At 62.6% G+C, this 26061-nt stretch carries 23 protein-coding genes and 3 pseudogenes; 12 read left to right on the top strand and 14 right to left on the bottom strand.

Annotated features, from left to right (window positions below; all coding sequences use genetic code 11):
• The first annotated feature begins 732 nt into the window (after positions 1 to 732).
• From hisS to hisG, 3 genes are all read left to right on the top strand, one after another.
• Positions 733 to 2265 carry a histidine--tRNA ligase gene (hisS, locus tag WBQ96_RS21105; protein ID WP_336554008.1) on the top strand — a complete coding sequence of 511 codons (1533 nt, stop codon included), beginning with the start codon at positions 733 to 735 and terminating at the stop codon, positions 2263 to 2265.
• Between the two features lie 219 nt (positions 2266 to 2484).
• Positions 2485 to 3603 carry an ATP phosphoribosyltransferase regulatory subunit gene (locus WBQ96_RS21100; protein ID WP_336554006.1) on the top strand — a complete coding sequence of 373 codons (1119 nt, stop codon included), beginning with the start codon at positions 2485 to 2487 and terminating at the stop codon, positions 3601 to 3603.
• Positions 3600 to 4298, top strand: a complete 699-nt coding sequence (gene hisG, locus WBQ96_RS21095; protein ID WP_336554004.1) for an ATP phosphoribosyltransferase — start codon at positions 3600 to 3602, stop codon at positions 4296 to 4298. The genes WBQ96_RS21100 and hisG overlap by 4 nt, the downstream gene beginning before the upstream one ends.
• 3 nt (positions 4299 to 4301) lie before the next feature.
• On the opposite strand, the gene WBQ96_RS21090 is transcribed toward hisG, so the two are convergent.
• The gene (locus WBQ96_RS21090) at positions 4302 to 5216 is read right to left on the bottom strand and encodes a hydrogen peroxide-inducible genes activator (RefSeq protein ID WP_336554002.1); all 915 of its coding nucleotides are present in this window, start codon (positions 5214 to 5216) and stop codon (positions 4302 to 4304) included.
• Between the two features lie 276 nt (positions 5217 to 5492).
• Between WBQ96_RS21090 and katG the strand changes: the two genes are divergently transcribed.
• The 8 genes and pseudogenes from katG (at position 5493) to WBQ96_RS21050 (ending at position 13907) form a co-directional block, all read left to right on the top strand.
• On the top strand, positions 5493 to 7688 hold the full coding sequence (gene katG / locus WBQ96_RS21085; RefSeq protein ID WP_336554000.1) for a catalase/peroxidase HPI: 2196 nt from the start codon (positions 5493 to 5495) through the stop codon (positions 7686 to 7688).
• A 183-nt stretch (positions 7689 to 7871) separates the two neighbouring features.
• Entirely contained in the window at positions 7872 to 9161 is a 1290-nt protein-coding gene (locus WBQ96_RS21080; protein ID WP_336553999.1) for an RsmB/NOP family class I SAM-dependent RNA methyltransferase, read from the top strand.
• Between the two features lie 101 nt (positions 9162 to 9262).
• Positions 9263 to 9721 carry a PaaI family thioesterase gene (locus WBQ96_RS21075; RefSeq protein WP_165114985.1) on the top strand — a complete coding sequence of 153 codons (459 nt, stop codon included), beginning with the start codon at positions 9263 to 9265 and terminating at the stop codon, positions 9719 to 9721.
• A 4-nt stretch (positions 9722 to 9725) separates the two neighbouring features.
• A complete protein-coding gene (locus WBQ96_RS21070; protein ID WP_336553997.1) occupies positions 9726 to 10358 on the top strand; it encodes a 5'-methylthioadenosine/S-adenosylhomocysteine nucleosidase in 633 nt (210 codons plus the stop codon).
• A gap of 112 nt (positions 10359 to 10470) precedes the next feature.
• Entirely contained in the window at positions 10471 to 12033 is a 1563-nt protein-coding gene (gene guaA, locus WBQ96_RS21065; protein ID WP_336553996.1) for a glutamine-hydrolyzing GMP synthase, read from the top strand.
• Positions 12034 to 12130: 97 nt separating this feature from the next.
• Positions 12131 to 12545 (top strand): annotated as a pseudogene (locus WBQ96_RS21060) (zincin-like metallopeptidase domain-containing protein); the annotation flags it as partial.
• Positions 12542 to 12886 carry a DUF2958 domain-containing protein gene (locus WBQ96_RS21055; RefSeq protein WP_336553994.1) on the top strand — a complete coding sequence of 115 codons (345 nt, stop codon included), beginning with the start codon at positions 12542 to 12544 and terminating at the stop codon, positions 12884 to 12886. The pseudogene WBQ96_RS21060 and the gene WBQ96_RS21055, both read left to right, overlap by 4 nt.
• A 94-nt stretch (positions 12887 to 12980) precedes the next feature.
• Positions 12981 to 13907 (top strand): LysR family transcriptional regulator, encoded by a 927-nt coding sequence (locus WBQ96_RS21050; protein ID WP_336553992.1) that lies wholly within the window; start codon positions 12981 to 12983, stop codon positions 13905 to 13907.
• Between the two features lie 437 nt (positions 13908 to 14344).
• Here the strand turns inward: WBQ96_RS21050 and WBQ96_RS21045 are convergent, their stop codons facing one another.
• Positions 14345 to 16081 carry an FAD-dependent oxidoreductase gene (locus tag WBQ96_RS21045; RefSeq protein ID WP_336553990.1) on the bottom strand — a complete coding sequence of 579 codons (1737 nt, stop codon included), beginning with the start codon at positions 16079 to 16081 and terminating at the stop codon, positions 14345 to 14347.
• Positions 16082 to 16313: 232 nt separating this feature from the next.
• Here WBQ96_RS21045 and WBQ96_RS28310 point away from each other — a divergent pair.
• A pseudogene (locus WBQ96_RS28310) lies at positions 16314 to 16430 on the top strand (helix-turn-helix domain-containing protein); the annotation flags it as partial.
• 230 nt (positions 16431 to 16660) lie between these two features.
• Here the strand turns inward: WBQ96_RS28310 and WBQ96_RS21035 are convergent.
• The 12 genes and pseudogenes from WBQ96_RS21035 to WBQ96_RS20980 form a co-directional block, all read right to left on the bottom strand.
• Positions 16661 to 18160 carry a tripartite tricarboxylate transporter permease gene (locus WBQ96_RS21035; RefSeq protein WP_336553986.1) on the bottom strand — a complete coding sequence of 500 codons (1500 nt, stop codon included), beginning with the start codon at positions 18158 to 18160 and terminating at the stop codon, positions 16661 to 16663.
• Between the two features lie 9 nt (positions 18161 to 18169).
• Positions 18170 to 18640, bottom strand: coding sequence for a tripartite tricarboxylate transporter TctB family protein (locus WBQ96_RS21030; protein WP_336553984.1), 471 nt, complete (start codon positions 18638 to 18640; stop codon positions 18170 to 18172).
• A 47-nt stretch (positions 18641 to 18687) separates the two neighbouring features.
• Entirely contained in the window at positions 18688 to 19653 is a 966-nt protein-coding gene (locus WBQ96_RS21025; protein WP_337035920.1) for a tripartite tricarboxylate transporter substrate binding protein, read from the bottom strand.
• 236 nt (positions 19654 to 19889) lie between these two features.
• A complete protein-coding gene (locus WBQ96_RS21020) occupies positions 19890 to 20540 on the bottom strand; it encodes a PulJ/GspJ family protein (RefSeq protein ID WP_336553980.1) in 651 nt (216 codons plus the stop codon).
• Positions 20537 to 20905, bottom strand: coding sequence for a PulJ/GspJ family protein (locus tag WBQ96_RS21015; protein WP_336553977.1), 369 nt, complete (start codon positions 20903 to 20905; stop codon positions 20537 to 20539). The genes WBQ96_RS21020 and WBQ96_RS21015 overlap by 4 nt, the downstream gene beginning before the upstream one ends.
• Complete coding sequence (locus tag WBQ96_RS21010) at positions 20902 to 21378, bottom strand: hypothetical protein (RefSeq protein ID WP_336553976.1); 477 nt, start codon at positions 21376 to 21378, stop codon at positions 20902 to 20904. The genes WBQ96_RS21015 and WBQ96_RS21010 overlap by 4 nt, the downstream gene beginning before the upstream one ends.
• Positions 21359 to 21802, bottom strand: coding sequence for a type II secretion system major pseudopilin GspG (gene gspG / locus WBQ96_RS21005; protein ID WP_336553973.1), 444 nt, complete (start codon positions 21800 to 21802; stop codon positions 21359 to 21361). The genes WBQ96_RS21010 and gspG overlap by 20 nt, the downstream gene beginning before the upstream one ends.
• Positions 21803 to 21810: 8 nt before the next feature.
• On the bottom strand, positions 21811 to 23019 hold the full coding sequence (locus WBQ96_RS21000; RefSeq protein ID WP_336553972.1) for a type II secretion system F family protein: 1209 nt from the start codon (positions 23017 to 23019) through the stop codon (positions 21811 to 21813).
• A 3-nt stretch (positions 23020 to 23022) separates the two neighbouring features.
• Positions 23023 to 23520 carry a hypothetical protein gene (locus WBQ96_RS20995; protein WP_336553970.1) on the bottom strand — a complete coding sequence of 166 codons (498 nt, stop codon included), beginning with the start codon at positions 23518 to 23520 and terminating at the stop codon, positions 23023 to 23025.
• On the bottom strand, positions 23517 to 24128 hold the full coding sequence (locus WBQ96_RS20990; RefSeq protein ID WP_336553969.1) for a GspMb/PilO family protein: 612 nt from the start codon (positions 24126 to 24128) through the stop codon (positions 23517 to 23519). Before WBQ96_RS20990 ends, WBQ96_RS20995 begins: the two co-directional genes overlap by 4 nt.
• Positions 24125 to 25192, bottom strand: coding sequence for a hypothetical protein (locus WBQ96_RS20985; RefSeq protein ID WP_336553968.1), 1068 nt, complete (start codon positions 25190 to 25192; stop codon positions 24125 to 24127). Before WBQ96_RS20985 ends, WBQ96_RS20990 begins: the two co-directional genes overlap by 4 nt.
• Before the next feature lie 29 nt (positions 25193 to 25221).
• Positions 25222 to 26061 (bottom strand): annotated as a pseudogene (locus WBQ96_RS20980) (dihydroxy-acid dehydratase domain-containing protein); the annotation flags it as partial.

Here is a 26061-nt window from a genome sequence, read left to right as displayed (position 1 = left end):
TGCCGAAGCTGAAACTGTGGGAAAGATTCTCACCCAATTTCCACTCAACCCATTGTTTTCGCTCACCCACACATTTTTTCACGCCCGATTTATCCCCACCCCAAAACACCGCCGGCATAATTCCCTCATCGCTCCTGCGGGACCGGGTCTGGAACCGGGATCAAGGGGGAGTGGCGGTGACCTCCCGCCCTGGTGTGGTAGCCAGGGCTCCGAGGGCCCGACACAGGCCGGCGTGGAACGAGCACGGCGCAAATGCCACTGCCCAAAACCATGCGGAGAACCCGCGGCGTCTTGTCCATGGAATGTACATGGAGCGGGCGTTGTGACCGGCCGACTTCGGGACAAGCACCGAGCGGGGTGCAGAAGCTGCGCCACGTATTTTACACTAGGAAGGCACGGCCATGCGCCCCGCTTCCCGGCTCTTTGACAATGGCCAGATGCGAAAGCAGGCGTGGCGATGATGAAGCGCGCCTCTCCTTCTCCCCTTGTGGGAGAAGGTGGCCAACCCGAAGCGGAGGTCGGATGAGGGGTGTTGGACGGAGTGTGGACGCCGGAATTTCTTCCAACACCCCTCATCCGTCTTGGCGCTGCGCGCCAATCCACCTTCTCCCACAAGGGGAGAAGGAAGGGCACCGCAACCCTTGCCGCTCCGGGCCGCATAAGTTAGGACACGCGCGCTGTAACTTTATACGGGTTACAACGTATTACACGAGCGACAAGAGCGAACACGACATGGCCGAGAAGACCGAAAAAATGAAAGCGCGCCAGCCGCGCGGCTTTGCCGATCGCTCTGCCGACGATATTCGCGCCGTCGAAAAGATGATGGGCAAGATCCGTGAGGTCTATGAGCTCTACGGTTTCGAGCCGGTCGACCAGCCGATGATCGAATACACCGACGCGCTCGGCAAATTCCTGCCCGACCAGGACCGACCCAACGAGGGCGTGTTCTCGTTCCAGGACGATGACGAACAGTGGCTGTCGCTGCGCTACGATCTCACCGCGCCGCTGGCCCGCTATGTCGCCGAAAATTACGAGCGCCTGCCAAAGCCTTACCGCAGCTACCGCGCCGGCTGGGTGTTCCGCAACGAGAAGCCGGGGCCGGGCCGTTTCCGCCAGTTCATGCAGTTCGATGCCGACACGGTCGGCACGCCGGGCGTGGCCGCCGACGCCGAAATGGCGATGATGATGGCCGACGTCATGGAAGCGCTCGGCATCAAGCGCGGCGATTATGTCATCCGCGTCAACAACCGCAAGGTGCTCGACGGCGTGCTTGAAGCCATCGGCCTTGGCGGCGACGACAATGCCGGCCGCCGGCTAACCGTGCTGCGCGCCATCGACAAGCTCGACAAGTTCGGCCCGGAAGGCGTGAAGCTGCTGCTGGGCAAGGGCCGCTGGGACGGTGGCAAGGAAGGCGAGGGCGATTTTACCAAGGGTGCGGGGCTGGATGATGAGCAGATCGCACGTGTAACTTCTTGGCTTTCTTATAGGCCTGACTTTAACGAGCCTGACGTGGCATTTCACACGCTAGCTATTCTCAAAAATACAGCGATGGGGAATGCAACGGCAACTGCCGGTATTGATGAACTCGAGTTGATTTCGAGTTTAATTGAGGCGGCGGGATACTCCGACCGAGTTTATATCGACCCCTCCGTCGTCCGCGGCCTCGAATACTACACCGGCCCGGTCTACGAAGCCGAACTTCTGGCCGAAATCCCCAATGACGACGGCCAGATCGTGCGCTTCGGCTCGGTTGGTGGTGGCGGGCGTTATGACGGGCTCGTCTCGCGCTTCCGCGGCGAACCGGTTCCGGCGACGGGCTTTTCCATCGGCGTCTCGCGCCTGATGACGGCGCTGAAGAACCTCGGCAAGCTCGACACCTCGGACGTGATTGCGCCGGTTGTCGTGCTGGTCATGGACCGCGACACCGAAAGCCTTGGCCGTTACCAGAAGATGGTCTCCGCGCTGCGACAGGCCGGCATACGCGCCGAGCTTTATCTCGGCGGCGCCGGCATGAAGGCCCAGATCAAATATGCCGACCGCCGCGGCTCGCCCATCGTCGTCATCCAGGGCGGCGACGAGCGCGCCAAGGGCGAAGTCCAGATCAAAGACCTGATCGAGGGCGCGCGGCAGGCGGCGGCGATCGCTGGCCATGCCGAATACAAGGAAGCGCGGCCGGGGCAGATAACGGTGGCGGAAGCCGATCTGGTCGCCGAGGTGCGCAAGATATTGGATGCGCAGGCGGAAGAGCGTGGTCGTGGTCAGTAAACGTCGCGGTCCTTCGCGCCCCCCTCTGGTCTGCCGGCCATCTCCCCCACAGGTGGGGAGATCAGCCGTCATTGCGACTTTCGCCAATCTTCAGCGTTGCAGAGCAGGCGAGACGAACGACACCGCTAATCTCCCCACCTGTGGGGGAGATGTCCGGCAGGACAGAGGGGGGCAACGTAGAGCGCCTGCCTCCGCGCCTAGCCTCTTGGCGGTGTACTCATGAACTCCCGCTACCCCGCCATCGCCCCCGATCTCCTGAAACTCTTCGCAGCGCGCGAGGCCGATCCCGTCGATGTGGCGGTGATCCAGCCGGCTGATCCGTTTCTCGACATGGCCGGCGAGGACCTGCGCCGCCGCATTTTCCTGACCGAAAGCGAGACCGGCCAGACGCTGTGCCTGCGCCCGGAATTCACCATTCCGGTCTGCCTCGACCACATCGCCAGCCAGTCCGGCACGCCGCGCCGCTATTCCTATCTCGGCGAAGTGTTTCGCCAGCGCCGCGAAGGCGGCAACGAGTTTTTCCAGGCCGGCATCGAGGACCTTGGCGATACCAACATAGCCCGCGCCGATGCCCGCTCGGTGGCCGATGCACATGCGCTGCTGCAGCTGGCGCTGCCCGGCAAAAAACTCGGCGTCACGCTGGGCGACCAAGCGGTGTTTGAGGCCGTTCTGGCAGCACTTGGCTTGCCGCGCGGCTGGCGCATGCGCCTTGCCCGCGCTTTCGGCTCGGCCGAAATGCTGGCTGCGGCCTTGGCCGATCTCGCAACGCCGGCGCGCAACAACGCACTTGCCGAACCGGCCGCCTCGCTGGTCGCCGACGGCGATTTCGAGCGCCTCTCGGCCCATGTCGCCACACGCATGGAGGCAGCGAGCCTGTCTCCTTCGGCCGGCCGCACACCGGGCGACATCGCCCGCCGGTTGATCGAAAAGGCCGAACTGCGAGCCGTGCGCCTGTCGAACGAGGCCTTCGATGCGCTGAAGGCGTTCCTGGCGATCAACGTGCCGGTGGATGAAGCAGCAGACGCCCTGCGCGATTTCGCCGCCGGCGCGTCGCTGTCGCTGGGTGCGGCACTGGACAATTTTGATGCCCGCGCCGCTGCTCTTGCCGAGCATGGCCTGTCGCCGCAGGCGATCCACTACGACGCTGCCTTCGGCCGCCCGCTAGATTATTACACCGGCTTGGTCTTCGAGATCATGGCTGACGGTGACGACCGCCCGCTGGCCGGCGGTGGCCGCTACGACCGCTTGCTGACGCTGCTCGGCGCGACGCAACCCATCCCCGGGGTCGGCTTCTCCGTCTGGCTCGACCGCATCGAACGCCTGCGGGGTGCCGCATGACCATCACGCTTGCGATCCCCTCCAAGGGCCGGCTCAAGGAACAGACGCTGGAAGTGCTGGCCAAGGCCGGGCTTGCCGTCAGCCTGCCCGACGACGAGCGCAAGTATCGCGCCCGCATCGAAGGCCGCGACGATATCGAGGTGGCGTTCCTGTCGGCCTCGGAAATCGCCGGCGAGATCGGGCAGGGCGCCATCGATCTGGGCATTACCGGCGAAGACCTGCTGCGCGAAAACCTGGTCGATTGGGAAGCGCGTGCCGAGATCGCTGCGCGGCTTGGCTTCGGTCATGCCGATGTGGTGGTTGCTGCTCCCGATGTCTGGCTCGATGTCGACACCATGGCCGATCTGGACGATGTCGCCGCCGATTTCCGCCAGCGCCATGGCCGGCGGCTGCGCATCGCAACAAAGTACTGGCGGCTGACGCAGCAGTTCTTTTCGCAAAAGCACGGCATTCAGGTTTATCGCATCGTCGAAAGCCTGGGCGCCACCGAAGGCGCGCCGGCGGCTGGCTCGGCGGACGTCATCGTCGACATCACCACGACGGGCTCGACCCTGCGCGCCAACCACCTGAAGATCCTTCAGGACGGCGTCATCCTGCGCTCGCAGGCCTGCCTCGTGGCCTCGAAGAAATCGCGCAGCGCCAATGACGAGGCATCGCTGCGCTCGATCGTCGAAGCTGTGGCTGGGATCGTGTGATCCTCAAGCCGCTTGCGGCAGAACGACCTCGCGCAGGCCCCGCACGATCTTGGCCAGCTCCACGCATTCCTCGTGGCGCTGGCTGTTCCGTCGCCAGGCGAGGCACACCGTGCGCGACGGCATCGGTTCCATGAAGGGAACGATCTTCAGGTCGCGCACCGCACTCGCCGGCCCGGTCGCCATTTCGGGGATGAGCGTCACGCCCAGCCCATGCGCCACCATCTGCAACAGCGTCGTCAAGCTGGTCGCGCCATAGCTCGCCATCGCCACGGGTTTGACATTGCCGCAGACGGCCAGCGCCTGTTCGCGCAGGCAGTGGCCTTCTTCCAGCAGCATCAGCCGCTCCAGCGCCGGACTGTCGGGCGCCACCGGTGGCGCGATGAAGCCGGGGTCGTTCTCGGCAACGGCCAGGAAAAACCGGTCCTGAAACAGCTCTTCTTTGACCAGCCCGGGAAAATCCAACGGCAGCGCGGCGATGAAACCGTCGAGCCGCCCGGCTGCCGTTTCCTCGATGAGCGAAGCTGTCACCGCCTCGCGCAGTTCGAGCTGCAGCGCGGGAAAGCGCGACTTCAGCTCCGGCAGAACATGCGGCAGCAGATAGGGCGCGATGGTCGGGATTATGCCGAGCCGGAACCGGCCTTCCATGGAAAGCCGGCCGCGCCGCGCGATGGTCTCGACCTCGCGAATATCGGCCAGAATGGTCTCGATGCGCGGCAGCAGCGCCTGCGCTTCCTCGGTCATGCGCACACTCTTGCCGCCGCGCTCGAACAGCCGGCAGCCGAGCCTTTCTTCCAGCTCAGCAATCTGCGCGGAAAGTGCGGGTTGCGTCACACCTGCAAGCTCCGCCGCGCGGCCGAAATGCAGCGTTTGGGCCAGCGCGTCGAAATACTGCATCTGTCGGACGGTCAATCGTATCATAAGGAAAAGCTATCGATAAAAATAGAAAAGGCAATTTGTTTTTATGGAAGTGGCGGCCTAGTCTGGAACCGTTCCAGACTGAATGAGGCGCGCCGCACGCGCCCTTAGGTCGTTGGATTCGGCAAAACCTAGGCAGGCCAAGGGAGGCGAAAGCCATGACGAAAACGTCAGCAATGACTATTTCCGCGCCGATTCCCGACAACCAGAATTAAGCCCCACCGCCTTCAATTCAGGCGGAACCGTTGAACTATCTGCAGAATAGGTTCGGAGAGAAACATGGACGCAAAGACAGACGACAAGAGCGCCGGCAAATGCCCGTTCACGGGCGGCAGCAGCGGTCGCTCGAACCGCGACTGGTGGCCGGAGATGCTGGACCTCCAGATGCTCCATCGCAACTCCACCCTGTCCGATCCGATGGGCCAGGATTTCGATTACGCTGAAGAGTTCAAGACCCTCGACCTCGATGCTGTGATCAAGGACCTGCATGCGTTGATGACGGACTCGCAGGATTGGTGGCCGGCCGACTTCGGTCATTATGGCGGCCTGTTCATCCGCATGGCATGGCACAGCGCGGGCACCTACCGCATCACCGATGGCCGCGGTGGCGCCGGCGCCGGTCAGCAGCGTTTTGCGCCACTCAACAGCTGGCCGGACAACGCCAATCTCGACAAGGCGCGCCGGCTGCTGTGGCCGATCAAGCAGAAATACGGCAGCAAGATTTCCTGGGCCGACCTGATGATCCTCACCGGCAACGTTGCGCTGGAATCGATGGGCTTCAAGACTTTCGGTTTCGCCGGCGGCCGCGCCGATGTCTGGGAGCCCGAAGAGCTCTACTGGGGCCCGGAGGGCACATGGCTGGGCGACGAACGCTACAGCGGTGAGCGCGAGCTCTCCGAGCCGCTGGGCGCAGTGCAGATGGGCCTCATCTACGTCAACCCGGAAGGCCCGAACGGCAATCCGGACCCGATCGCGGCGGCCAGGGACATCCGTGAGACGTTCTTCCGCATGGCGATGAACGACGAGGAAACCGTGGCGCTCATCGCTGGCGGCCACACCTTCGGCAAGACCCACGGCGCCGGCGATCCGTCGCTGGTGGGTGCCGACCCCGAAGGCGGTGCCCTTGAGGACCAGGGCCTCGGATGGAAGAGCAAGCACGGCACGGGCGTTGGCGCCGATGCCATCACCGGTGGCCCTGAAGTCACCTGGACGCAGACGCCGACGCAGTGGAGCAACCTGTTCTTCAAGAACCTGTTCGAGCACGAATGGGAACTGACGGCGAGCCCCGCCGGGGCGAAGCAGTGGAAGGCGAAGAATGCCGAAGCCTCTGTGCCTGACGCCTTCGATTCGTCGAAAAAGCATCTGCCGACCATGCTGACCACGGACCTGTCGCTGCGCTTCGACCCGGAATATGAGAAGATTTCGCGCCGCTTCTTCGAGAATCCGGACCAGTTCGCGGACGCGTTCGCCCGTGCCTGGTTCAAGCTGACCCATCGCGACATGGGGCCGCGCGTCCGCTACAAGGGCCCACTCGTTCCGCAGGAAACGCTGATCTGGCAAGATCCGATCCCGGCCGTCGATCACCCGCTGATCGACGATCAGGACATCGCCGCACTGAAGGCGAAGATTCTTAGCACCGGCCTGTCGGTGTCACAGCTGGTCTCGACCGCCTGGGCGTCGGCCTCGACCTTCCGCCGCTCCGACAAGCGCGGCGGCGCCAACGGCGCACGCATCCGTCTCGCGCCGCAGAAGGACTGGGAGGTCAACCAGCCGGCTCAGCTCCAGACGGTGCTTGCGAGCCTCGAGGCGATCCAGAAGGGGTTCGGCAAGAAGGTCTCGCTCGCCGACCTGATCGTTCTCGGCGGCGTCGCGGCAGTGGAAAAGGCTGCGAAGGATGCCGGTGTCGACGTGAAGGTTCCGTTCACGCCGGGTCGCATGGACGCCTCGCAGGAAGAGACCGACGTCGTCTCCTTCGCCCCGCTGGAACCGCGTGCCGACGGTTTCCGCAACTACGTCAATGGCAGCAAGCTTCAGTTCCTGAAGCCCGAGGAAGCCTTGGTGGACCGGGCGCAGTTGCTGACGCTGACTGGCCCCGAAACGACGGTTCTCGTCGGCGGGCTGCGTGTCCTCGGCGCCAATGCCGGCGATAGCAAGCATGGTGTCTTCACCAGCAAGCCGGGAACCTTGACGAACGACTTCTTCGTCAACCTGCTCGACATGAACACGCAGTGGCAGCCGCTGGCCGGCTCCGATGGGGTGTATGAGGGACGCGACCGCAACACCAACGAGCTCAAGTGGACCGGTACACGTATCGATCTGATCTTCGGTTCGCATTCGCAGCTGCGCGCCTATGCGGAAGTCTACGGCAGTGCGGACGCCAAGAAGAAGTTCGTGAATGACTTTGTGTCGGCATGGATCAAGGTGATGAACGCGGACCGCTTCGAAGCTGCGCAGCCGCTGCGGAAAGCCGTGTAGCTTTCAGTATCGCCGAAAGGCGGAACTGACCGTCCTCCCACGACGGCAATTCAGGCGCGGAGCGATCCGCGCCTGATTTCCTTTTTTCGCAGCAGAACATTTTTTGCGCTTCGCCTTGTGTCCGCCGTGCGCCAAGGCTAGTCAGGCCCTCTCTCGGGTACACCGAAATAGGGATCACCGATTATGCGACTTGGCGGAAGACTGGCTGCGGCCATTGAAGTGCTGGAAGATATCGAGCGGCGGCATCGCCCTGCCGCAGATGCGCTGAAGGATTGGGGCCTGTCCCATCGTTTCGCCGGCGCCGGCGACCGTGCCGCAATCGGCAACATTGTCTATGACGGGCTGCGCCGCAAACGCTCGGCCGCCTGGTTGGTCGGCGACGATACGCCGAGGGCGATCGGCTTTGGAGCATTGCTGCTCGAGTGGCGCGAGACCGCCCAATCCCTCAATCAGACGCTTGACGGCGACAAATTCGCCCCGCCGCCGCTGACCGCGGACGAATTGAGCGCAATCGCTGCGCGCAATCTGAATGATGCGCCCGATGCGGTGCGCGCCGATTGCTCGGAATGGTGTGCACCGTTGCTAGAACGTGCCTTCGATGGTCAATGGGTCGGGGAGGGTGCAGCGCTTGCTGCCCGCCCGCCGCTTGATTTGCGCGCCAATACGCTGAAATCCAGCCGTGCCAAGGTACTGGAAGAGCTTGCCGAAACAGGTGCCGCGCCGACAGCACTTGCCGCCAACGGCATTCGCATCGCGCCGATCGACGGCAGCGGCCGTCACCCCAATGTCCAGGCCGAACCGGCGTTTCAAAAGGGCTGGTTTGAGGTTCAGGATGAAGGCTCGCAGATTGCCGCCGAACTGGCCGGCGCGAAGCCGGGCATGCAGGTTCTGGATTATTGTGCCGGCGCTGGCGGCAAGACGCTGGCGCTGTCGGCTGCCATGGAAAATCGCGGCCAGATTTTCGCCCATGATTCCGAAAAGGGGCGTCTCGCGCCGATTTTCGATCGCATCCGCCGTTCCGAAAACCGCAACGTTCAGGTGGTGACGAAGCAGGCCGAACTTGCCGGCCTGCAGCAGCAGATGGACATAGTGCTGATCGACGCGCCTTGCACCGGCAGCGGAACCTGGCGCCGCCGCCCTGACGCGAAGTGGCGCCTGACACAGCGGCAGCTCGATGTCCGCAAGAGCGAGCAGTCGACGATCCTTGACGCGGCGAAGACTTATGTGAAGCCAGGCGGGCTCTTTGTCTACATCACCTGCTCGGTCTTCGACGAAGAGAACCGCGATCAGGTCGAGGCCTTTCTGGCACGCGAGAAGGCCTTTGCGCCGGTTGACCATGCCGAGCTTTGGGAGCGCAGCTTTCCCGGAAAGGCCGATGCCGCGCGTATCGACAAGGCAATGGGCATTTCGCTCACGCCGGCACGCAGCGGCACCGACGGGTTCTTCTTCGCAGCGCTGCGCCGGCAGCAATAGATCGACGATTAACCGGCCAAGTCTATTGCGCCGCAACATTGCCGATTGCTTGCAGCCGGAGCGTTTGCAATAAGCCTTTGAGGCAGCGAAGGTCAGGCGTCATGGCAACGAAGATAGAATCCTCGCCGAATTATGAAGAACGGGTGAGGGCATCCTTCGCCCGCCAGCAAGTGATGACAACGGTTGGTGCGACGCTGACCCTCGTGACGCCGGGCACCGTCGAAATCGAAATGCCCTATTCCGACGCGCTGACGCAACAGCATGGCTTCCTCCACGCCGGCATCATCTCGACCGCGCTGGATTCGGCATGCGGTTATGCTGCTTATTCGCTCATGCCTGAAGACGCCGCCGTGCTGACCATCGAATTCAAGGTCAACCTGCTGGCGCCGGGCAAGGGCGAGCGCTTTCTGTTCCGCGGCTCGGTCACCAAGCCCGGCCGCACCATCATCGTAGCCGATGGACAGGCCTATGCCTTTACCGTCGACGGCGAGGCAAAGCTCGTCGCCACCATGACCGGCACGATGATGACCATAACCGGCCGTGACGGCATCGAAGGCTGAGCCGATGACCCTGACGAACCTGAGCGGCAAGAAAATCCTGTTCGTGATGGCGGTGGACGCCGAATATGGCCCGCACCTGAAAAAGCTCTTCGTGCCCTTCATGACCGGCGTCGGCCCCGTCGAGGCAGGCGTCATGCTCGGTGCGGAACTGGGGCGGCTGAAGGCATTGGACGCCCTGCCTGACCTGGTGGTTTCGCTCGGCTCAGCCGGAAGCCGGAGCCTTGAGCAGACCGAGATCTATCAGGCCCTATCCGTTTCCTATCGCGATATGGATGCCTCCGCGCTCGGGTTCGAGAAGGGCGCGACGCCGTTCCTCGATCTGCCGGTGACCGTACCGTTGCCTTTGCGCGTGCCCGGTATCCGGCAAGCGAGCCTTTCGACCGGCGCTGCAATTGTCTCAGGCGCAGCCTATGACGCCATCGATGCCGAGATGGTCGACATGGAAACCTTTGCGGTGCTGCGCGCCTGCCAGTTGTTCGGCCTGCCGCTGATCGGCCTGCGCGGCATATCTGATGGTGCGGCGGAACTGAAGCATGTCAACGACTGGACGGAATATCTTCACGTCATCGACGAAAAGCTGGCCGACGCTGTCGGCAAGCTGGGCGATGCCTTGTCGAACGGCACGCTGCGCCTTTGATCTCATCATTTGCGTGAACGCGATGAATCAATTCGCGAGGTCGATGAATCGGATCGTTCATACGTTGTCGCAACCCATTGCGCCGACTCACTCTTTTCTCTAAATGCTCGCCATGAAAACCAACAATCATCCCGACACCGTCCTTATCATCGACTTCGGCAGCCAGGTGACGCAGCTGATAGCGCGTCGTATCCGCGAGGCTGGCGTCTATTCCGAGATCGTGCCGTTCCAATCCGCCGCCGAGGCTTTCGAGCGCGTTCAGCCCAAGGCGGTCGTCCTCTCCGGAAGCCCACACTCCACCATCGACATAGGTAGCCCGCGCGCGCCGGATGCGATATTCCAGGCCGGCATACCGGTTCTCGGCATCTGCTATGGCGAGCAGACGATGTGCGCCCAGCTTGGCGGCAAGGTTGAGGGCGGTCACCATCGCGAATTCGGCCGGGCCTTCCTGGAGATCGAGGACGAAAGCGCGCTGTTCGAAGGCGTCTGGGCCAAGGGCACGCGCCATCAAGTCTGGATGAGCCATGGCGACCGCGTTACCGAAATCCCCAAGGGCTTTCGCGTCATCGGCACTTCGTCCGGCGCGCCCTTCGCGGCGATTGCCGACGAGAAGCGCAAATTCTACGCCGTGCAGTTCCATCCCGAAGTGGTGCACACGCCCGACGGCGCCAAGCTGCTGCGCAATTTCGTGCACAAGATCTCCGGCATCGAGAGCGACTGGAGCATGTCCGCCTACCGCGAAAAGGCGGTCGCGTCGATCCGCGAGCAGGTCGGTGACAAGAAGGTCATCTGCGCGCTCTCCGGTGGCGTCGACTCTTCCGTTGCGGCGCTGCTTATCCATGAAGCGGTCGGCGACCAGCTCACCTGCATCCTCGTCGACCACGGCCTGATGCGCAAGAACGAGGCGGCCGACGTGGTTGCCATGTTCCGCGAGCACTACAATCTGCCGCTCATCCTGGTTGATGCCGCGGACCGCTTCATCGGCGCGCTGGAAGGTGAGGCCGATCCTGAAACCAAGCGCAAGACCATCGGCCGCCTGTTCATCGAGGTGTTCGAGGAAGAAGCCAAGAAACTCGGCGGCGCCGAGTTCCTGGCCCAAGGCACGCTCTATCCCGACGTCATCGAAAGCGTTTCCTTCACCGGCGGCCCGTCGGTCACCATCAAGTCGCATCACAATGTCGGCGGCCTGCCCGACCGCATGAACATGAAGCTCGTCGAGCCGCTGCGCGAATTGTTCAAGGACGAGGTGAGGGTGCTCGGCAAGGAGCTCGGCCTGCCCGATCATTTCATCGGCCGCCACCCTTTCCCCGGACCGGGCCTGGCCATCCGCTGCCCCGGCGGCGTCACCCGCGAAAAGCTCGAAATCCTGCGCGAGGCCGACGCCGTCTATCTCGACGAGATCCGCAAGGCCGGTCTCTATGATGCAATCTGGCAGGCCTTCGCGGTGCTTCTGCCGGTGCAGACGGTCGGCGTGATGGGCGACGGACGCACCTACGAATTCGTCTGCGCTTTGCGCGCGGTGACGTCCGTCGATGGCATGACCGCCGACTTCTACCACTACGACATGAGCTTCCTCGGCCGCGCCGCCACCCGGATCATCAACGAAGTGCGCGGCATCAACCGCGTCGTCTACGACGTGACAAGCAAACCACCCGGTACGATCGAGTGGGAATGATTCAGGCCCATCCGGACGTATCCAAAAAAACGCTAGGCTACGACACAACACATTGAAAACAAATAGAAATCCTGACGAAGTCTATCGGTGGCTTTTGGCAGGGCGCATTCCATTCCTGAAGCGCTTCACCGTGTTCAACGCCGCGCAATGCGAGAGACTGCCCGATGACGTCGCGATCGAGGCCCCGCCACCGCCGCCCGGCCTGATCGAGCCTCGTGTTGAGACGTTGATCCGCGCGACCGGCGTTGATTTTCGGATCGGTGGGGACCGCGCCTTCTACATGCCGTCGCTGGACTATGTCCAGGTCCGCCTCCGCAGGCCTATTTCGAGCCAATCAACTGGCATCGCACGGCCCGGGGTCCTGGCTGGAAGTGCTGCGCGAGGATAATCGCGCCATTGTCCGCGCTGCCTAGCAGGCCAGCAAGGCCGCCGACTGGCTGCTCTCGTATCTGCCTGTCGAGGATGCACATGAACCGTATTCGGCAACCACCGACCGGAGGGCAGCGGCATGATCCTCCTGACCGGCACACAGCGTGATCGGCTTCTGGCCAATGGCCACCAGCGGCATCAGGATCACATCCCGGTGATGAAGTTCTTCAATCCGTTCGGTGCCGGCGTCTGGCTCGCCACCGAACTGGATGAGGACGGCGACATCATGTTCGGCCTGGTCGACATTGGCTACCCTGAGCTGGGCTCGTGGAGCCTGGAGGAATTCTCCTCGGTTCGTTTGCCCCTCGGCATGGGCATCGAGAGCGATTTGCTTTTCACTGGCGATTTCCCGATCTCGGTCTGGGCCGAGGCCGCGCGCGAGACCGGCAGCGTCGGTGACGAGAAGGGTTTGATCTCTCTGTAGTGTGGGACCCAATCTGGCGGAGGACCGCCAAGGATCTTCATTTGAAATCCTTGCGGTCGATGTGATCTCGGTATAACGTTTACGCAACTCAGACATGACCCCACCGCTCCACTCGATCATTTCCAGGCTCCACCTGAAACAGCTGCGGCTCCTGGTCGCTCTGGGTGAGCACGGCTCGCTCCTGAAGGCCTCGCAGCAGGTCGCGTTGACGCAACCGGGCGCGAGCAAGGCATTGCAGGAAATCGAGACGACCTTCGGCACGCCGCTGTTCGTTCGCACCAACCGGGGCCTGGAGCCCAATGCCGTCGGCCATTGCGTGATCCGCTATGCGCGCCTGATCCAGACGGATCTCGCTCACCTGCGCGACGAGATCGTCGGAATCATGCGTGGCCAGGGCGGGCGGGTGGCGGCCGGCGTCATCATGGGCGCGGTGCCGCTGCTCACCGATGCCATCTCCGCGCTCGTTGCGCAGCAGCCCGACTTGTCCGTCGAGATCGTCGAGGACACCAGCGCCGCCCTGCTGGCCCAACTCGACGCCGGCCGGCTCGACCTGGCGATCTGCCGCACGACCATCAGCCAGGAGCCGCAGGTCTACGACAGCGTGAAGCTCCAGGATGAAACGCTCGCGGTGATCGCGAACGTCGGCCATCCGCTGCGGCACGCGAAGAAGCTCACCCTGCAGGAGTTGGCGCCATACCGATGGGTGGTATACCGCGCGAACATGCCGATGCGGCTCTCGCTCGAACGCGAATACCGCGATTGCGGGATGCGGTTCCCGCAGCACTTACTCGAGACGACCTCCGCCTTTGCGACGCTGGCGCTGCTGCAGGCCAACCCGTCCTTCGTGGCCTTGGTGTCTATCGAAGTCGCGCAGTTCTTCGCGCACCGGCAGATGACGCGCATCCTGCCGCTGGCCCTGACGTCGCGAAGCGAGCCCTATGAGCTCGTCACCCGCAAGGGCGCGCGGGCCCCGCCCGCCGCCAAACTGCTGATCGACGAATTGGTCCATCGCCAGTCCTGAGCATCAGGTCGGCGCGACCGCGCCGGTCAGCGCTGCATCCGCCAGGGCGTCGCCGTCTGCGCGACACACGACGGCCCGCTGCAAAGCTTTGCCATGATCGCATTCAACGAGGCGGCCGCGTCGATGCGCGAGGAGGACAAGCTCGACCGCATGGCCACGGCGATGGACCTGGCTACCGGGTCCTCGCCCTCGCGGTGGCCGGACCACTCAGGGATATGAGAAGCTGATGTCGCCGATAGAAGCGGTCGGAGTGGGCGCACTGGCAGCTGCTCGGCTGCGTGCTTTAGGTGACGCGCAATCATGACCGTGTGATTGGGCGACGCTGATGGCCGGTCCCATGCCGCCGGTGCTGGAATCACTGGCCTCGGGTCCGAGAAACAGATAGTCCCGCCGGACCGAGAGGCCTGGCGGGACTATTGTTGAGAGCTGCAGTCCTGCTAAAGCGAACGGACGGCTGCGTGCCTTCCTGCGATGATGCCCTGAGAGAGAGCCCGCCCGTTCCCGTGCTGACTGAATCCGCCAGCAGCTTCGCCGGCGCAATAGAGGCCGGGAATTACCGCACCGGCAAAGTCGAGGACCTGGCTTGAGCCGTTGATGCGCAGGCCGGACCGGGCGTCGTGGATAACCGGCGTCGACCAGGCGGCATAGAAGGGCCCCGTTTGGATCCTGTATTGGGGTGACGGTTTGCCGAAGTCGGCGTCGACACCCCCAACAAAGCTATTGTACCGCGCCACCGTGGCGACCAGGTTTTCTGGCGGCATGGGAACCCGCTGATGCGGCATGACGATCTTCTGTGCGAGTTCCTCCAGGGTATTTGCCTGGAAGAAGAATCCGTCAGGATCGACGAAGGGTGGCGCCACAGTCCATCTCTGGCGGGCGACGGCATCTGCGTCGAATATGGCCCAGATCGGGCCACCGCCATTTTTGCCGTCGCCGATTCCAGCCAAAGCGGCGTTGATCCAGTTTTGTGGGTTATACGTGATGTTCTTGGCGTTCAGGTAGCTGCCCTGAGTGTACGGGTTGACCGAGCGAGAGCTGTTCGTCGGGAATTGCCCCCCCGTTTCGTCGAAGAACCGCTTCCCAAGCATGTTGACATGGATGACGTTCTGGTTGTTGACGCTGGCCAGTCCCGAAGCCTTCGCAAGGTGGAAGACCGGGCTTTGGGGGCCCCACTGCAGGAACGAGTAGTTGTACCGCGTTCCGATGGCGGTTGGCTTGGTGATGTTGGTGCCGAACTCTGCAGTCTGGTTGTACGTGCCCGCGAGGGATGCGCCGACATTCAGCCCTGCGATGATGCCGCTGGCGTCCTGGAAGGAATAGGGCTCGCCAGCGACGCCGCAGTACTCCGCGGTGAGCCGTGGGTCGAACTGCCGGCGGTATTCCACATTGCCGTTTCCGCCACCGCTCGCGATGATGACGCCCTTGCGTGCCTGAATGTTAACCAGGCGGCCTTGATTAGAGGCGACGACCCCGACCACGCCCGCTTTCGTCCGGAGCAGCGACTCCAAACGGTAGTTCAGCAGGATCTTCACGCCACGCGCCTTTGCCGCAGCCTCCAGCGGATATATGAAGCCCGGCCCTTGAGACGTCGTGCGCTGCTGGTTCGCGGCTACCGGCAAGCCGGTCCGGACCGAGGCGTAGTTCATGATCGCCGTATGCATCATACGGTTGACCGAGTTGCCGACTTCATTGCCGCCGACGTTGTCGGGCCTCTGTGTCGTCCACACGACGCCATGGCGGACCAAAAAGTTGTACATGTCGACGTTGACGTCGGCAAATGCCCGGATCAGCTCGCGATCGTTATAGCGGTAGCTCGTAGAGCCGTTCGCCAGGGTAATGGACCAGTCGGTAAGATCGCCATACAGGAGATCTGGCGAGTCCACGATGCCGTTTGCCAGCTGGGCAGGGGTTCCACCTCCCAGGGGAATGTTGCCTGAGCTGACGATGCCACGTCCCCCGATGTGCGGTTGCGACTCGAGGACAATAACCGACGCGCCTGCCTCTGCGGCAGCGACTGCGGCGCCGAGGCCCGCCGAGCCGCAACCTATAACGACGATATCGGCTACGCGCGGGTCCGCGGCATGGCCAATGTTCACCTGCAAAACGCTGCTGGCCACCCCTGCGGCGGCGATTCCGGCACCGGCCTTCAACATTGAGCGTCGGCTGATTTTCATTACGTTCTCCTCCTGATATTTTTAGACCAGCGCATTCGGGCCAGCGCATTCGGGATTGTGTGGATCTGGGCCTGAACAGCGAGACTCATTAATCGTAATCGCCGTAGAGACTTGGCCGACCGCAACTATTGCAGCATTCCCTTACGCGACAACTGAGAAGATGTGATCTCGGTATAACGTTTACGCAACCCAGATATGACCCCACCGCTCCACTCGATCATTTCCAGGCCACCTGAAACAGCTGCGGCTCCTGGTCGCGCTGGGCGAGCACGGCTCGCTCCTGAAGGCCTCGCAGCAGGTTGCGTTGACGCAACCGGGCGCGAGTAAGGCATTGCAGGAAATCAAGACGACCTTCGGCACGCCGCTGTTCGTTCGCACCAACCGGGGCCTGGAGCCCAATGCCGTCGGCCATTGCGTGATCCGCTATGCGCGCCTGATCCAGACGGATCTCGCTCACCTGCGCGACGAGATCGTCGGAATCATGCGTGGCCAGGGCGGGCGGGTGGCGGCCGGCGTCATCATGGGCGCGGCCAAAAGAACGATTTGCGACAGAGCCGTGAGCTTCGGGGCGCTTCAAGGTTACTCGGTTTGGATCTCCGCACGGCTTCTTGGCATGACCCATGAGATGATTATGGACAGCCATATCAAGCAGAAGATCAGGAATATGACGAAGGAAATCGGCCGATTGATGAAGTCCAACAGATTGCCTTGCGATTTGATCAGCGTTGAGATCAGGTTCTTTTCGAGGATCGGCCCGATGACGATGCCGAGTACGCAAGGGGCAATGGGGATCCCGTTTTCTTCCATGAGATAACCCACCACGCCGAAGACGAGCATGATCGTGACGCCGTAGACTGCATTGTTGGAGGCAAATGCACCAACGATACAAAAGATAAGGATCAACGGCATCAGGACCGACTTCGAGACCCGCAGGATGTTCTTTGAGAACTTGATCAGTCCCCAGCCGAGCGGGATCATGATCAGGTTCGCCAAGATGAATATCAGGAAAACCGCGTAGATGGTCTCGGGGTTGAACATAAACAGAGTTGGCCCAGGGTTCATGCCCTTAACGTAGAGCACCCCGATGACAATGGCGGTGATCGTATCGCCGGGGATTCCGAAGACCAGCGCCGGCACCCAAGCGCTGGACAGTGACGCGTTGTTCGCCGAAGATGCTTCGATCACCCCTTCGACATGGCCATTCCCATATTTCTCTGGCGTTTTGGAGAACCGCCGGCTGACTGCGTAGCTGACATAAGCTGCGACGTCCGCTCCCGCACCTGGAAGGATGCCGATCGCCGTACCGGTGACATTGCCCCGAAGGAACTGCTTCCAGTATGTCTTGAGCATGCTCCCCCAGTTCTGGAAGATGTTGCCTACTGCTTTTGGCACCTGCGCCCATTCGCTTCCGCCGCTCAAGACCGTTCGCAGTACTTCCGATATAGCGAAAATGCCGATCATGACGGGAATGAAATCGATCCCTGCCATCATCTCGGTGGAGCCGAAGGTAAGGCGCGGAACGCCGGCTGGGTTATTCAATCCGACAGAGGCGATTGTCAGTCCGATGAAAAGGCTGAGCAGCCCTCTGACCGGGCTGGAGGTTCCCATGAAAACCGAGCAGGTCAGCCCCAGAAGCGCCATCCAGAAATACTCCTGGGAGGAGAACTTCATCGCGAATTCGGCGAGCGAGGGCGCCGCAAAGATGAGGACAAACGTGCCGAAAAGCCCACCGAGGGCGGAAAAGAGCACGCATGCTCCAAGGCCAAGCTCTGCCCGACCCGTCAGCGTCAGCCGGTAGGTGTCCTCCACATAGGCGGCGGAGGCAGGTGTGCCTGGAATGCGCAGAAGTGCACCTGGAATGTCTCCGGCGAAGATCGCCATGGCCGAACAAGCGACCATTGCGCCAACGGCCGCGACGGGTTCCATAAAGAAGGTCAAAGGAACAAGCATGGCCGTCGCCATGGTGGCGGTGAGGCCGGGTACGGCCCCGACGAAGAGGCCGAAGATCGAAGCGGCGAGAACGGTCAGTAACACATTCCAGGTCGCAACCAGGCCCAGCGCTTGCAATATTACATCCATCTCGGTCTCCTACCAAGGCAGTCGTGGCACGAGGCCGAATGGCAACGGTACGAGCAACATGGTCCTGAAAATGAAGTCGCAGACGAAAGCTGCGATGACAGCAATGATGGCGGCCTTCGCGGGGTGAACTTTCAAGATCAGAAACATGGCGAAGGCGATGAGCGTGGCGGTGGGAATGAAGCCAAGCCTGCGCGAGAAAAGGATGTAGAACACGACCAGGAAGATCGTGGCAGCAGCGCCAGCGAGCGCCCGAGTGCTCTTCAACTGGTCAGAGAGAATTACCGGTGGTTCGCCGCCATACCTGATTCCCGTATAAAGAAGACGCGCGGAACAGCCGATCAGTCCCATTGCGATGAAAACGGGAAAGGTCGCCGCGCCATAGTTCTGGCCGGGAATGGACGGCAGTCCAAAGGAATACCAGGCCAGGGAAATTCCCATCAGCAGGAAGATCGCTCCAAGTGTGGCGTCGCTTAATCGCATGTGCAGAATCCCGGTTGATGTCTGTCCTTCATCTCTGGAAGAGCCTGCTACTTGGCCAATCCGATCGCCTTCATCGTCTCGCCAAAGTTCACGTCGTTCGTCGCCATGAACTTTCCGAATTCCTCGCCGGGGAGGAATTGGGCGCCGAACCCTTGCGCACCGATGAACTCATGATACTCATCGCTTTTGTAGACGGCATCGAGCGCGGCGACCAAGCGGTCGCGGATGTCATCGGGAAGGCCCTGCGGAGCAACGATGCCGCGCCACGCCCCGAATTCCCAATCGGATCCCGTTTCTTCCTTCAATGTCGGCACGTCGCTGAACAGTTTTGAGCGCTCGCTACCCATATAAGCCAGTGACTTCACTCGTCCCGCTGCAATCAGAGCGCGGGCTTCGACGAGCGAGGAAGGAACGATGTCGGTGCCACCCGCCAGAAGTTCCTGGAGGCCGCTGGCAGCACCATCGCTTGGCACCCAGGTTACCTTTGACGCGTCGATCCCCTGAGCGTTGAGCAGACCGGCGATGGCCACGTGCCAGCTCGATCCCTGGCCGCTGCCAGTGGCACGGAAGGTTCCGGCCGGAGAATTCTTGATCTCTTCAAGCAGTTCGGCGACGTTCTGGTACTTCGAATCCGCTGAAACCTGAACGCCTGCTGGATCCTGATTCATCAGGGCAAGCGGCGTGTAAACCTCGTAGGTCAGATCGGTGAGGCCGAGCCAGTGCATCAGGTTGACTTCGGTGGTCGCGAGACCGAGCGTATAGCCATCAGCGTCAGCATCGGCCATCGCGGCATGGCCTACTACGCCAGAGCCGCCGGTGCGGTTCACGACGTTGATCGGCTGCCCGAGTTCTTTTTCGAGACCGACCGCGATGACTCGTGCGACCGCGTCGGTGCCGCCGCCGGCGCCCCAGGCCACGTAAAGGGTGATCGGACGATCCGGATAGTCGGCCATTGCGGGAACGGTTGCGGTCGACAGCAGGATCGCTGCGATAATGGCTTTGGCGAATTTCATGTTTTCTCCTCCCAAGAACGGTAGGCTACTCCGAATACCCGGAGTCACCAACACGTCGCCCATAATGTGGGCGGTGCGTCCATATTATGGTTACTGAGGGAGTGAGGCTTGTCAACCTCGTAAGCGTCGGAAGGCTGGCTAGCGTGGATGATTGCATGCGGAAGAGGCGTTCTGGGGCAAAGCAATGCGGCGGAAACACCGCCCAATCCGGGGCCAATCGTACAGCCCTGCGGAGTTCAGAAGCCGGTGCCGTAGCGCTGCAGACACGGCGCGAGCGCTTCAGTCGCGCCGCAACGCGCGGGCAGCTCGACGCGCAACCGCGCATAGGCCCATTGCCGCCAAGGACGCGGAGAACTGCCGGATATCTCGATGCGGACGAATGACGGCATGCGGTTGTTGCTTGCCCATTCGGGGTTGAGCGCGCCGTCCGGCCCGGCATAGCTGAATGAAAGCTTCAGATCGCCGCGTACCAGCGGAAGATCCTCCCCGCCCCCGCTCATCATGAAATCGCGGCGGGCACGAATGAGGGCGTCGTCGGTTCCGGCCCGACCCATCGAATAGGTGATGTCATCAAGCCCCGCACGCGGCTCGTAGCCAAGTGCCGGGCGCACGAAGGTGACCTCGTTGGCATGGCCGGTGAAGCGGACCGCAGCGGCCCCTTCCGTGTTGGAATAGCTGGGCTGCGCCGCCTCCAGATCCTCGACCATCCGGTCGAGAATCACCGCCACCGTGTCCTCCTGCCCGCCTCTGGCGATCATCCCCTGCCATTGGCGCAGCCAGGTTCCGGTGTAGAGTGCCAGCCCACCAAACAGCATCGTCGCAAGCACCAGCGAAGCCAATGCCTCGATCAGCGTGAAGCCGGCCCGAGCGCTGCGTTTCCTCGTCATTGTAGCTTGCCGAGGCGCACGGTCTGTATCACGTCTTCATCCGATCCGTCGGTGCTGCGAACGGTGACGGAGTAAAGCTGCCATCCGGCCTTCGCCAATGCAGCGCCGCGTTCGAAGCGGTACGGTTCCACGATGACCGTGAAATCTCCGATCACGCTCCGGCCCCCTCGCAATGGCTCAAGCGTCATCGCGGCCGCCATGGCAGCCTGCATGCCGACACGGCGTTCGGTCGATCGTTCCAGACCCGCGAACGCACCTGCGGTGCCCGCGATCATCCGCGCGATCGGAACGACCAGCAGCACCGCGACGGCAAGCGAGGCCAGAACCTCGATCAGCGTGAAGCCGCGTCTGCGCCGCGCTGTCATTTCGGGCTCATTTCCACGCGGCCGGTCAACCAGTCGACGCGCAGTTCGATCTCCCGGCCGCTGGCGGACAGTGTCATGACGCCCCCGCAGGAGCGTCCATCGGCAAGGAAGCGCAAGGCTCTGGTTCCGCCTCGTATCGGACACCGGTCCGACGTGACCCAGTTGATGCCCACCCCGTCTCGGATCGAGACCGGATTGGCGCCATCCACCTGGATGCGATTGTTTCCCGGATCGACCGTCACGTCAGCGGTGCTGCCCGTGGTCAGCGCCTTTGCCCTGCCTTTGCGGAATTCCCCGCTGACACGAACTGCCTCCGCAGTAAGCTCGGCCGCCCCGATGCTGGAACGCGGGCGCGGCATCAGCACGAAGGCCGCGAGGGCGACGATCGCAAGCGCCGCGACCACGTCGAGCAGCACGACACCGCGCTGCGCCCCTTTGCGGCTGCTGTTGCCCTTACGGCTGGGCGGAGACATTGGTGCCGCGCCCGCCGGGCCCATCGGCGGTGATATTGAATGTCTTTCCGTCGCTCGCGTATTTGTACTCATTGCCCCACGGATCGAGCGGAACACTCTCGCCGCGCAGGTATGGCCCGTTCCAGACCTGAATGGTCGAGGGCTTGCGCATCAGAGCTCCCAGGCCCTCGGCCTGCACCGGATAACGGCCGACATCGATGTAGAAGATGTCGAGCGCGCTGGAAAACGCCTCGATCTGGAGCTTCGCCGCGCGTTCGCGCGAGTCGGACAACTGCGCGAGAACACGAGGACCGACGAGCGCCGAGATCAGGCCGATGATGGCCAGCACGACAAGCATCTCGATCAACGTAAAGCCCGCCCTGCGGCGCCGGGCACGCTTGCGCTGCATGAGATCGGGACCGACTGCGAATTTGAGGTTCTGCATAATGGCTCCTATCGGACCATGTCGTTGAAGGACATAAGAGTGGACATGATAGATACGATCATACCACCGATCAAAATGCTGATGGTTGCCACCGCCGCAGGGCCGACAAGCCCGACGATACGCGACAGCGAACGCTCCAGCCGCACTTCGTAGAAGTCGGCGACACGATAGGCCAGCCCCGCGAGTTCGCCACTTTGCTCGCCGAGCCTCAACATGCGTACCGCCAGAGGGGGAAGCTGAAGAATCTCGAGCGCATGACCAAGCCTGTTCCCCTGCCTCAGTGCGTCGGACGCCTGCTGCGCACGTGCCCGGGCGGCCTCGCCGTGATCGATGGTATCGCTGATGAGCTTGAAAGCCACGGGAACCGCCACTCCCGTTTCGACCATGATGCCAAGGAGACGGGCGAAGCGCCCCGTCCGATAGCTCCCCGGTATCTCCGACAAGAGCGGAAGTCTTTTGGCGAAGCTCCAGAGCCAAGCCGAGAGAAGGCCGCGCCGCGCCGCCACGAAGCCCAGCAAGACGAGTATCGAGGCCGCGAGCAAAAGGACGAGCCCGTAGGCGCGCAGGAAATTCGAGACCGCGAACATCACCACCATCAGCGTGTCCTTCTTGCCGCTCTGCATGAGCATCGGTTCGAACTGAGGAACGACCCCCACCAGGAAGAAGACCAGTACGCAGATCGTGCCGGCAAACAGAACTGCCGGATACCGAAGCGCCTCGCTGACCTTGGCCTGCAATGCCTCGAAATTCTGTCTCTCCTGCACGATGCGCGACAGGAGCGTGGGCAATTTGCCGGACGTTTCCGCCACACGGACCATGGCAACCTGGAAAGCCGGAAATAGAGCAGGCCAGGCCTCCAGCGCGCTGGAAAATGATTTGCCCGACGCCAGGTCGGTGCGAATGCCGGCAACGACGGGCTGGAGCCTGCCGCTGTCGAACTCCTTTTCCATGATCGCCAGCGCCTCGTCGATCCGGATCCCGGCATTGAGCATGATCGACAGGTCGGACAGCAGCCGCGTGACCTGCGCCGCCGGTATCCGGGTCGAAAACAGCGGTGCGCGCGACGCAGATTGCTCGCTCTGTTCGACACTTACCGGGATCAGCCCGCGCGCCCCGAGCTTCTGGACGGCATCGTCTGAATCGGAGGCATCGATGCGCCCGAGTTCAAGACGACCCTCGCCATTCAAAGCCTTGTATGCGAATGCCATGGAGCTCATGGATCAACCCCCGGAAAGCGTGGGCGGCGGCTGCTCCGGCGGAACCATCGGCTCACCGCTCGCCTGATCGGAAAACCGCAGCGAGGCGCGTCCTCCCGCTCCATCGAGCTTGACTTCAAACTGGCCGACTTCCTTCAGGGTCCAACCTTCCCGGCTTTCCCCCGTGCGCAGCGTGAAGGCCGTCATTTCGGCTGGGGTGGTGAAGGTCGCGCTGTTGAGCCTTTCCGACCGCACGATGCCAACCAATTGCCAATCGGGCGCCGCGGCAGGCGGCGGCTCGGGTTCCGGCTCGGGCTCGGGCTGCACGACGACAGGTTCCGGCTCGGCGGCACCGAACGCGATCGGTGCAGTGCGGTCCGGCGAGAACAGGGGCCGATCCCGAAGCGCCGCATAGTCGCTTACCGGGCGTTCCCTGACCGATAGCTTTTCCGTGCCGAAGGACAGGCTGGAAGAGGCCGCGATAGCTGCGAGCATCATTGTCGCGCGCAGCATGGTCATCATGACTGAGATCCCTTCTCCCGGAAGGCCGACAGGGTGACGTTCAGCGACAGCGGCCGATCCATTGAACTTGAGGTCTGGTCTCCCCCCAGCAGATCGACCTTTCGGTTCAACCGAAGCCTGAAGCTGTCGACGACCATGACGGGCGAACCGGCCTCGATCGCATACATGAGATCGGGAAGCGACTGCTCCATGACCTCGATGTCGGCGGTCAACCGAATGCGTTCCAAAGATTCCAACGGTGGATCGCCTATATCGGCGACCTGACCGTCGTTGGGAACATCGACGCGCCGGATAACGGCACCCACGCTTTCCACGCGGGTGGAGAGCAGACGTTGGAACTCGGCGGAGACGAGCCCGCTTGTCTGCGCATCGAGAAGGATCTTGCCCTCGCCGAGGTCCAGAGCCTGGTTCGCACCCGGGGGCACCAAGGAGGTGGAGGCCTGGCTTTCGAGCAAAGCGGTGCGTTCCTCATAGAGCGCGAGCGAGCCCGCCTCCGCGCGCCAGGACAGCAGCGTATCGGCGACGAGGACAAGAGCGCCGACGACCAGCAGGGCCATGACGACCAGAGATTGAAGCCGCGTGTCGCGCCACAGGGATGTCGTCCTCATCGCAGCGAACCTCCCGTGCGGATGAGTGGGCGGGTGTCGACCTCGAATTCCGTTGTGAGGCCGTCTTCGCCGCGCAAGGCCGATCCGACCTGCATGCTGTCTTCGAAGCGACTTGACGATTCCAGTGCAGTTAGCACTTCGGGTACATCCATTGTCCGCCCGGAGAGGCGCATGCGGCCATTAGCAAAGGCTATATCAGTGGCGTATGAATGCATCGGCAAGGCCTCAGCCAGGTCGTCCAACGCTCCCAGCGCGCTTATCGCGTCGTCCTTGATATTCAGCGCCTCCTGTTCCGGCGCTGTATCAGCTTTGTCCGGAGCCGCCGCCAGCGCGATTGCCTGGCGCGCCTTCTCTGCCCGGATCTCGACAGCGGCGCGGCGCTCGGCATAGCTGTTCTGGATCATCGGCCGCACCGCCACAGCCGTGACGGCAGCGACCAGGCTAACGCCCAGAATTCCGGCAAGGACAAACTTTATGCGGCCACGCGTGCCGGCGACCCGTTGCCGCTGTGTCAATACTGCCACGGCATCGCCTTCCGGAAACGGCGCCAAGATCACAACCTGGCGGGCCACGGCCACATTCAGGCAGGCCAAGGCAGCAGCGACACGCGACCTCGCAACGATCGCGACGGCGACGGTGATCTGCCGCGCCTCACGGCTGATCCCGAGGACCCTGTGGCCGAAATAGATGTCGGAAGCAGACAATGGCGAAAGCGCGCCCATCCGCGACGTAACGATGCCTTCGACGTGACTGGCAGCCTCGATCGGCAGTTCGATCCGGCGCGCGATCACCCAGCTCGCCGGGATGCCGAGATGGACCGTCTTTCCATTCACCGCGGTACGCAATGCGGCTGGCGCCTGTCCGTCTGGAGAAATCGGTGTCAACAGGGGTGCTGACGGCTTTCGACTAGTCGCCGGCTCGATTTCAAGCGCGCTCCCGTCGCCCGCGACCCGCGCGACCACGCGGCTGCTGGATTTGACGCGCGCGAGTTCATCCAGCAGGGCGGCCGGTCCCGCGATCCAGTCATCCATGCCGCGGATCGTCGCGGTGAAAGGAGAAGCCATTCCGGTCAAACCCCCAAGTAGGAACTGTCCTAATGATTGTCGCGCGGCACGCCGCTGGTGCCGGCGATGTTCTGGTACTTCACCGCCGGCTTCAGAACCATTCCCTCGGACAACTGGTCAACCATTGACCGCTGGATCTCCTGCCAGGGTGTCTGATGCTTCGGATATGCATAGCCGCCCTCGTTTTGCAGGTCGACGCGACGGCGCTTGATCTCGTCGTCCGACACGAGGATGTCGGCGGTCCCCTTGCGCAGGTCGATGCGTACCCGGTCACCCGTACGCAGCAGCGCAAGGCCACCACCGACGGCCGCCTCGGGCGAGGCGTTGAGGATCGATGGAGAGCCGGAAGTGCCGGACTGACGGCCATCGCCGATGCAGGGCAGCGAGTGGATGCCCGTCTTCAGCAGGTAGGCCGGCGGCTGCATGTTCACGACTTCGGCGCCGCCCGGATAACCGACCGGGCCGGCTCCGCGCATGAACAGGATGGTATTTTCGTTCAGGCCGAGTGACGGATCCTCAATGCGAAGGTGGTAGTCTTCCGGACCGTCGAAGACGACGGCGACGCCCTCGAAGGCATCGGGGTCTCGCGGATTTGACAGATACCGGTCGCGAAACTCCGGCGAGATAACCGACGTCTTCATGATTGCAGAATCGAACAGATTGCCTTTCAAGTTGATGAAGCCGGCATCCTTCCTGAGCGGATTGGCCACGGTATGGATGACCTTGCCGTCGAGATTCTCCGCCGCGGCGCAATTGTCGCCGATCGTGCGGCCGTTGGCGGTCATGGCTCCAGGATGCGGCAACAGGCCGGCCTTGAGCAGTTCGGCCACGACCGCCGGCACGCCGCCGGCATGATGATAATCCTCGCC

The organism is Mesorhizobium sp. CCNWLY176, assembly GCF_037153935.1.
Lineage (GTDB): Bacteria > Pseudomonadota > Alphaproteobacteria > Rhizobiales > Rhizobiaceae > Mesorhizobium_M > Mesorhizobium_M zhangyense.
Note: the sequence above shows the minus strand (reverse complement) of the source record. Positions and strands in the feature narration are given on the sequence as shown.

What these genes read in the sequence shown, in the direction of transcription:
- hisS (WP_336554008.1), top strand. Translation starts at nt 733, where the DNA reads ATGGCCGAGAAGACCGAAAAAATGAAAGCGCGCCAGCCGCGCGGCTTT.
- WBQ96_RS21100 (WP_336554006.1), top strand. Translation starts at nt 2,485, where the DNA reads ATGAACTCCCGCTACCCCGCCATCGCCCCCGATCTCCTGAAACTCTTC.
- hisG (WP_336554004.1), top strand. Translation starts at nt 3,600, where the DNA reads ATGACCATCACGCTTGCGATCCCCTCCAAGGGCCGGCTCAAGGAACAG.
- WBQ96_RS21090 (WP_336554002.1), bottom strand. Translation starts at nt 5,216, where the DNA reads ATGATACGATTGACCGTCCGACAGATGCAGTATTTCGACGCGCTGGCC.
- katG (WP_336554000.1), top strand. Translation starts at nt 5,493, where the DNA reads ATGGACGCAAAGACAGACGACAAGAGCGCCGGCAAATGCCCGTTCACG.
- WBQ96_RS21080 (WP_336553999.1), top strand. Translation starts at nt 7,872, where the DNA reads ATGCGACTTGGCGGAAGACTGGCTGCGGCCATTGAAGTGCTGGAAGAT.
- WBQ96_RS21075 (WP_165114985.1), top strand. Translation starts at nt 9,263, where the DNA reads ATGGCAACGAAGATAGAATCCTCGCCGAATTATGAAGAACGGGTGAGG.
- WBQ96_RS21070 (WP_336553997.1), top strand. Translation starts at nt 9,726, where the DNA reads ATGACCCTGACGAACCTGAGCGGCAAGAAAATCCTGTTCGTGATGGCG.
- guaA (WP_336553996.1), top strand. Translation starts at nt 10,471, where the DNA reads ATGAAAACCAACAATCATCCCGACACCGTCCTTATCATCGACTTCGGC.
- WBQ96_RS21055 (WP_336553994.1), top strand. Translation starts at nt 12,542, where the DNA reads ATGATCCTCCTGACCGGCACACAGCGTGATCGGCTTCTGGCCAATGGC.
- WBQ96_RS21050 (WP_336553992.1), top strand. Translation starts at nt 12,981, where the DNA reads ATGACCCCACCGCTCCACTCGATCATTTCCAGGCTCCACCTGAAACAG.
- WBQ96_RS21045 (WP_336553990.1), bottom strand. Translation starts at nt 16,081, where the DNA reads ATGAAAATCAGCCGACGCTCAATGTTGAAGGCCGGTGCCGGAATCGCC.
- WBQ96_RS21035 (WP_336553986.1), bottom strand. Translation starts at nt 18,160, where the DNA reads ATGGATGTAATATTGCAAGCGCTGGGCCTGGTTGCGACCTGGAATGTG.
- WBQ96_RS21030 (WP_336553984.1), bottom strand. Translation starts at nt 18,640, where the DNA reads ATGCGATTAAGCGACGCCACACTTGGAGCGATCTTCCTGCTGATGGGA.
- WBQ96_RS21025 (WP_337035920.1), bottom strand. Translation starts at nt 19,653, where the DNA reads ATGAAATTCGCCAAAGCCATTATCGCAGCGATCCTGCTGTCGACCGCA.
- WBQ96_RS21020 (WP_336553980.1), bottom strand. Translation starts at nt 20,540, where the DNA reads ATGACGAGGAAACGCAGCGCTCGGGCCGGCTTCACGCTGATCGAGGCA.
- WBQ96_RS21015 (WP_336553977.1), bottom strand. Translation starts at nt 20,905, where the DNA reads ATGACAGCGCGGCGCAGACGCGGCTTCACGCTGATCGAGGTTCTGGCC.
- WBQ96_RS21010 (WP_336553976.1), bottom strand. Translation starts at nt 21,378, where the DNA reads ATGTCTCCGCCCAGCCGTAAGGGCAACAGCAGCCGCAAAGGGGCGCAG.
- gspG (WP_336553973.1), bottom strand. Translation starts at nt 21,802, where the DNA reads ATGCAGAACCTCAAATTCGCAGTCGGTCCCGATCTCATGCAGCGCAAG.
- WBQ96_RS21000 (WP_336553972.1), bottom strand. Translation starts at nt 23,019, where the DNA reads ATGAGCTCCATGGCATTCGCATACAAGGCTTTGAATGGCGAGGGTCGT.
- WBQ96_RS20995 (WP_336553970.1), bottom strand. Translation starts at nt 23,520, where the DNA reads ATGATGACCATGCTGCGCGCGACAATGATGCTCGCAGCTATCGCGGCC.
- WBQ96_RS20990 (WP_336553969.1), bottom strand. Translation starts at nt 24,128, where the DNA reads ATGAGGACGACATCCCTGTGGCGCGACACGCGGCTTCAATCTCTGGTC.
- WBQ96_RS20985 (WP_336553968.1), bottom strand. Translation starts at nt 25,192, where the DNA reads ATGGCTTCTCCTTTCACCGCGACGATCCGCGGCATGGATGACTGGATC.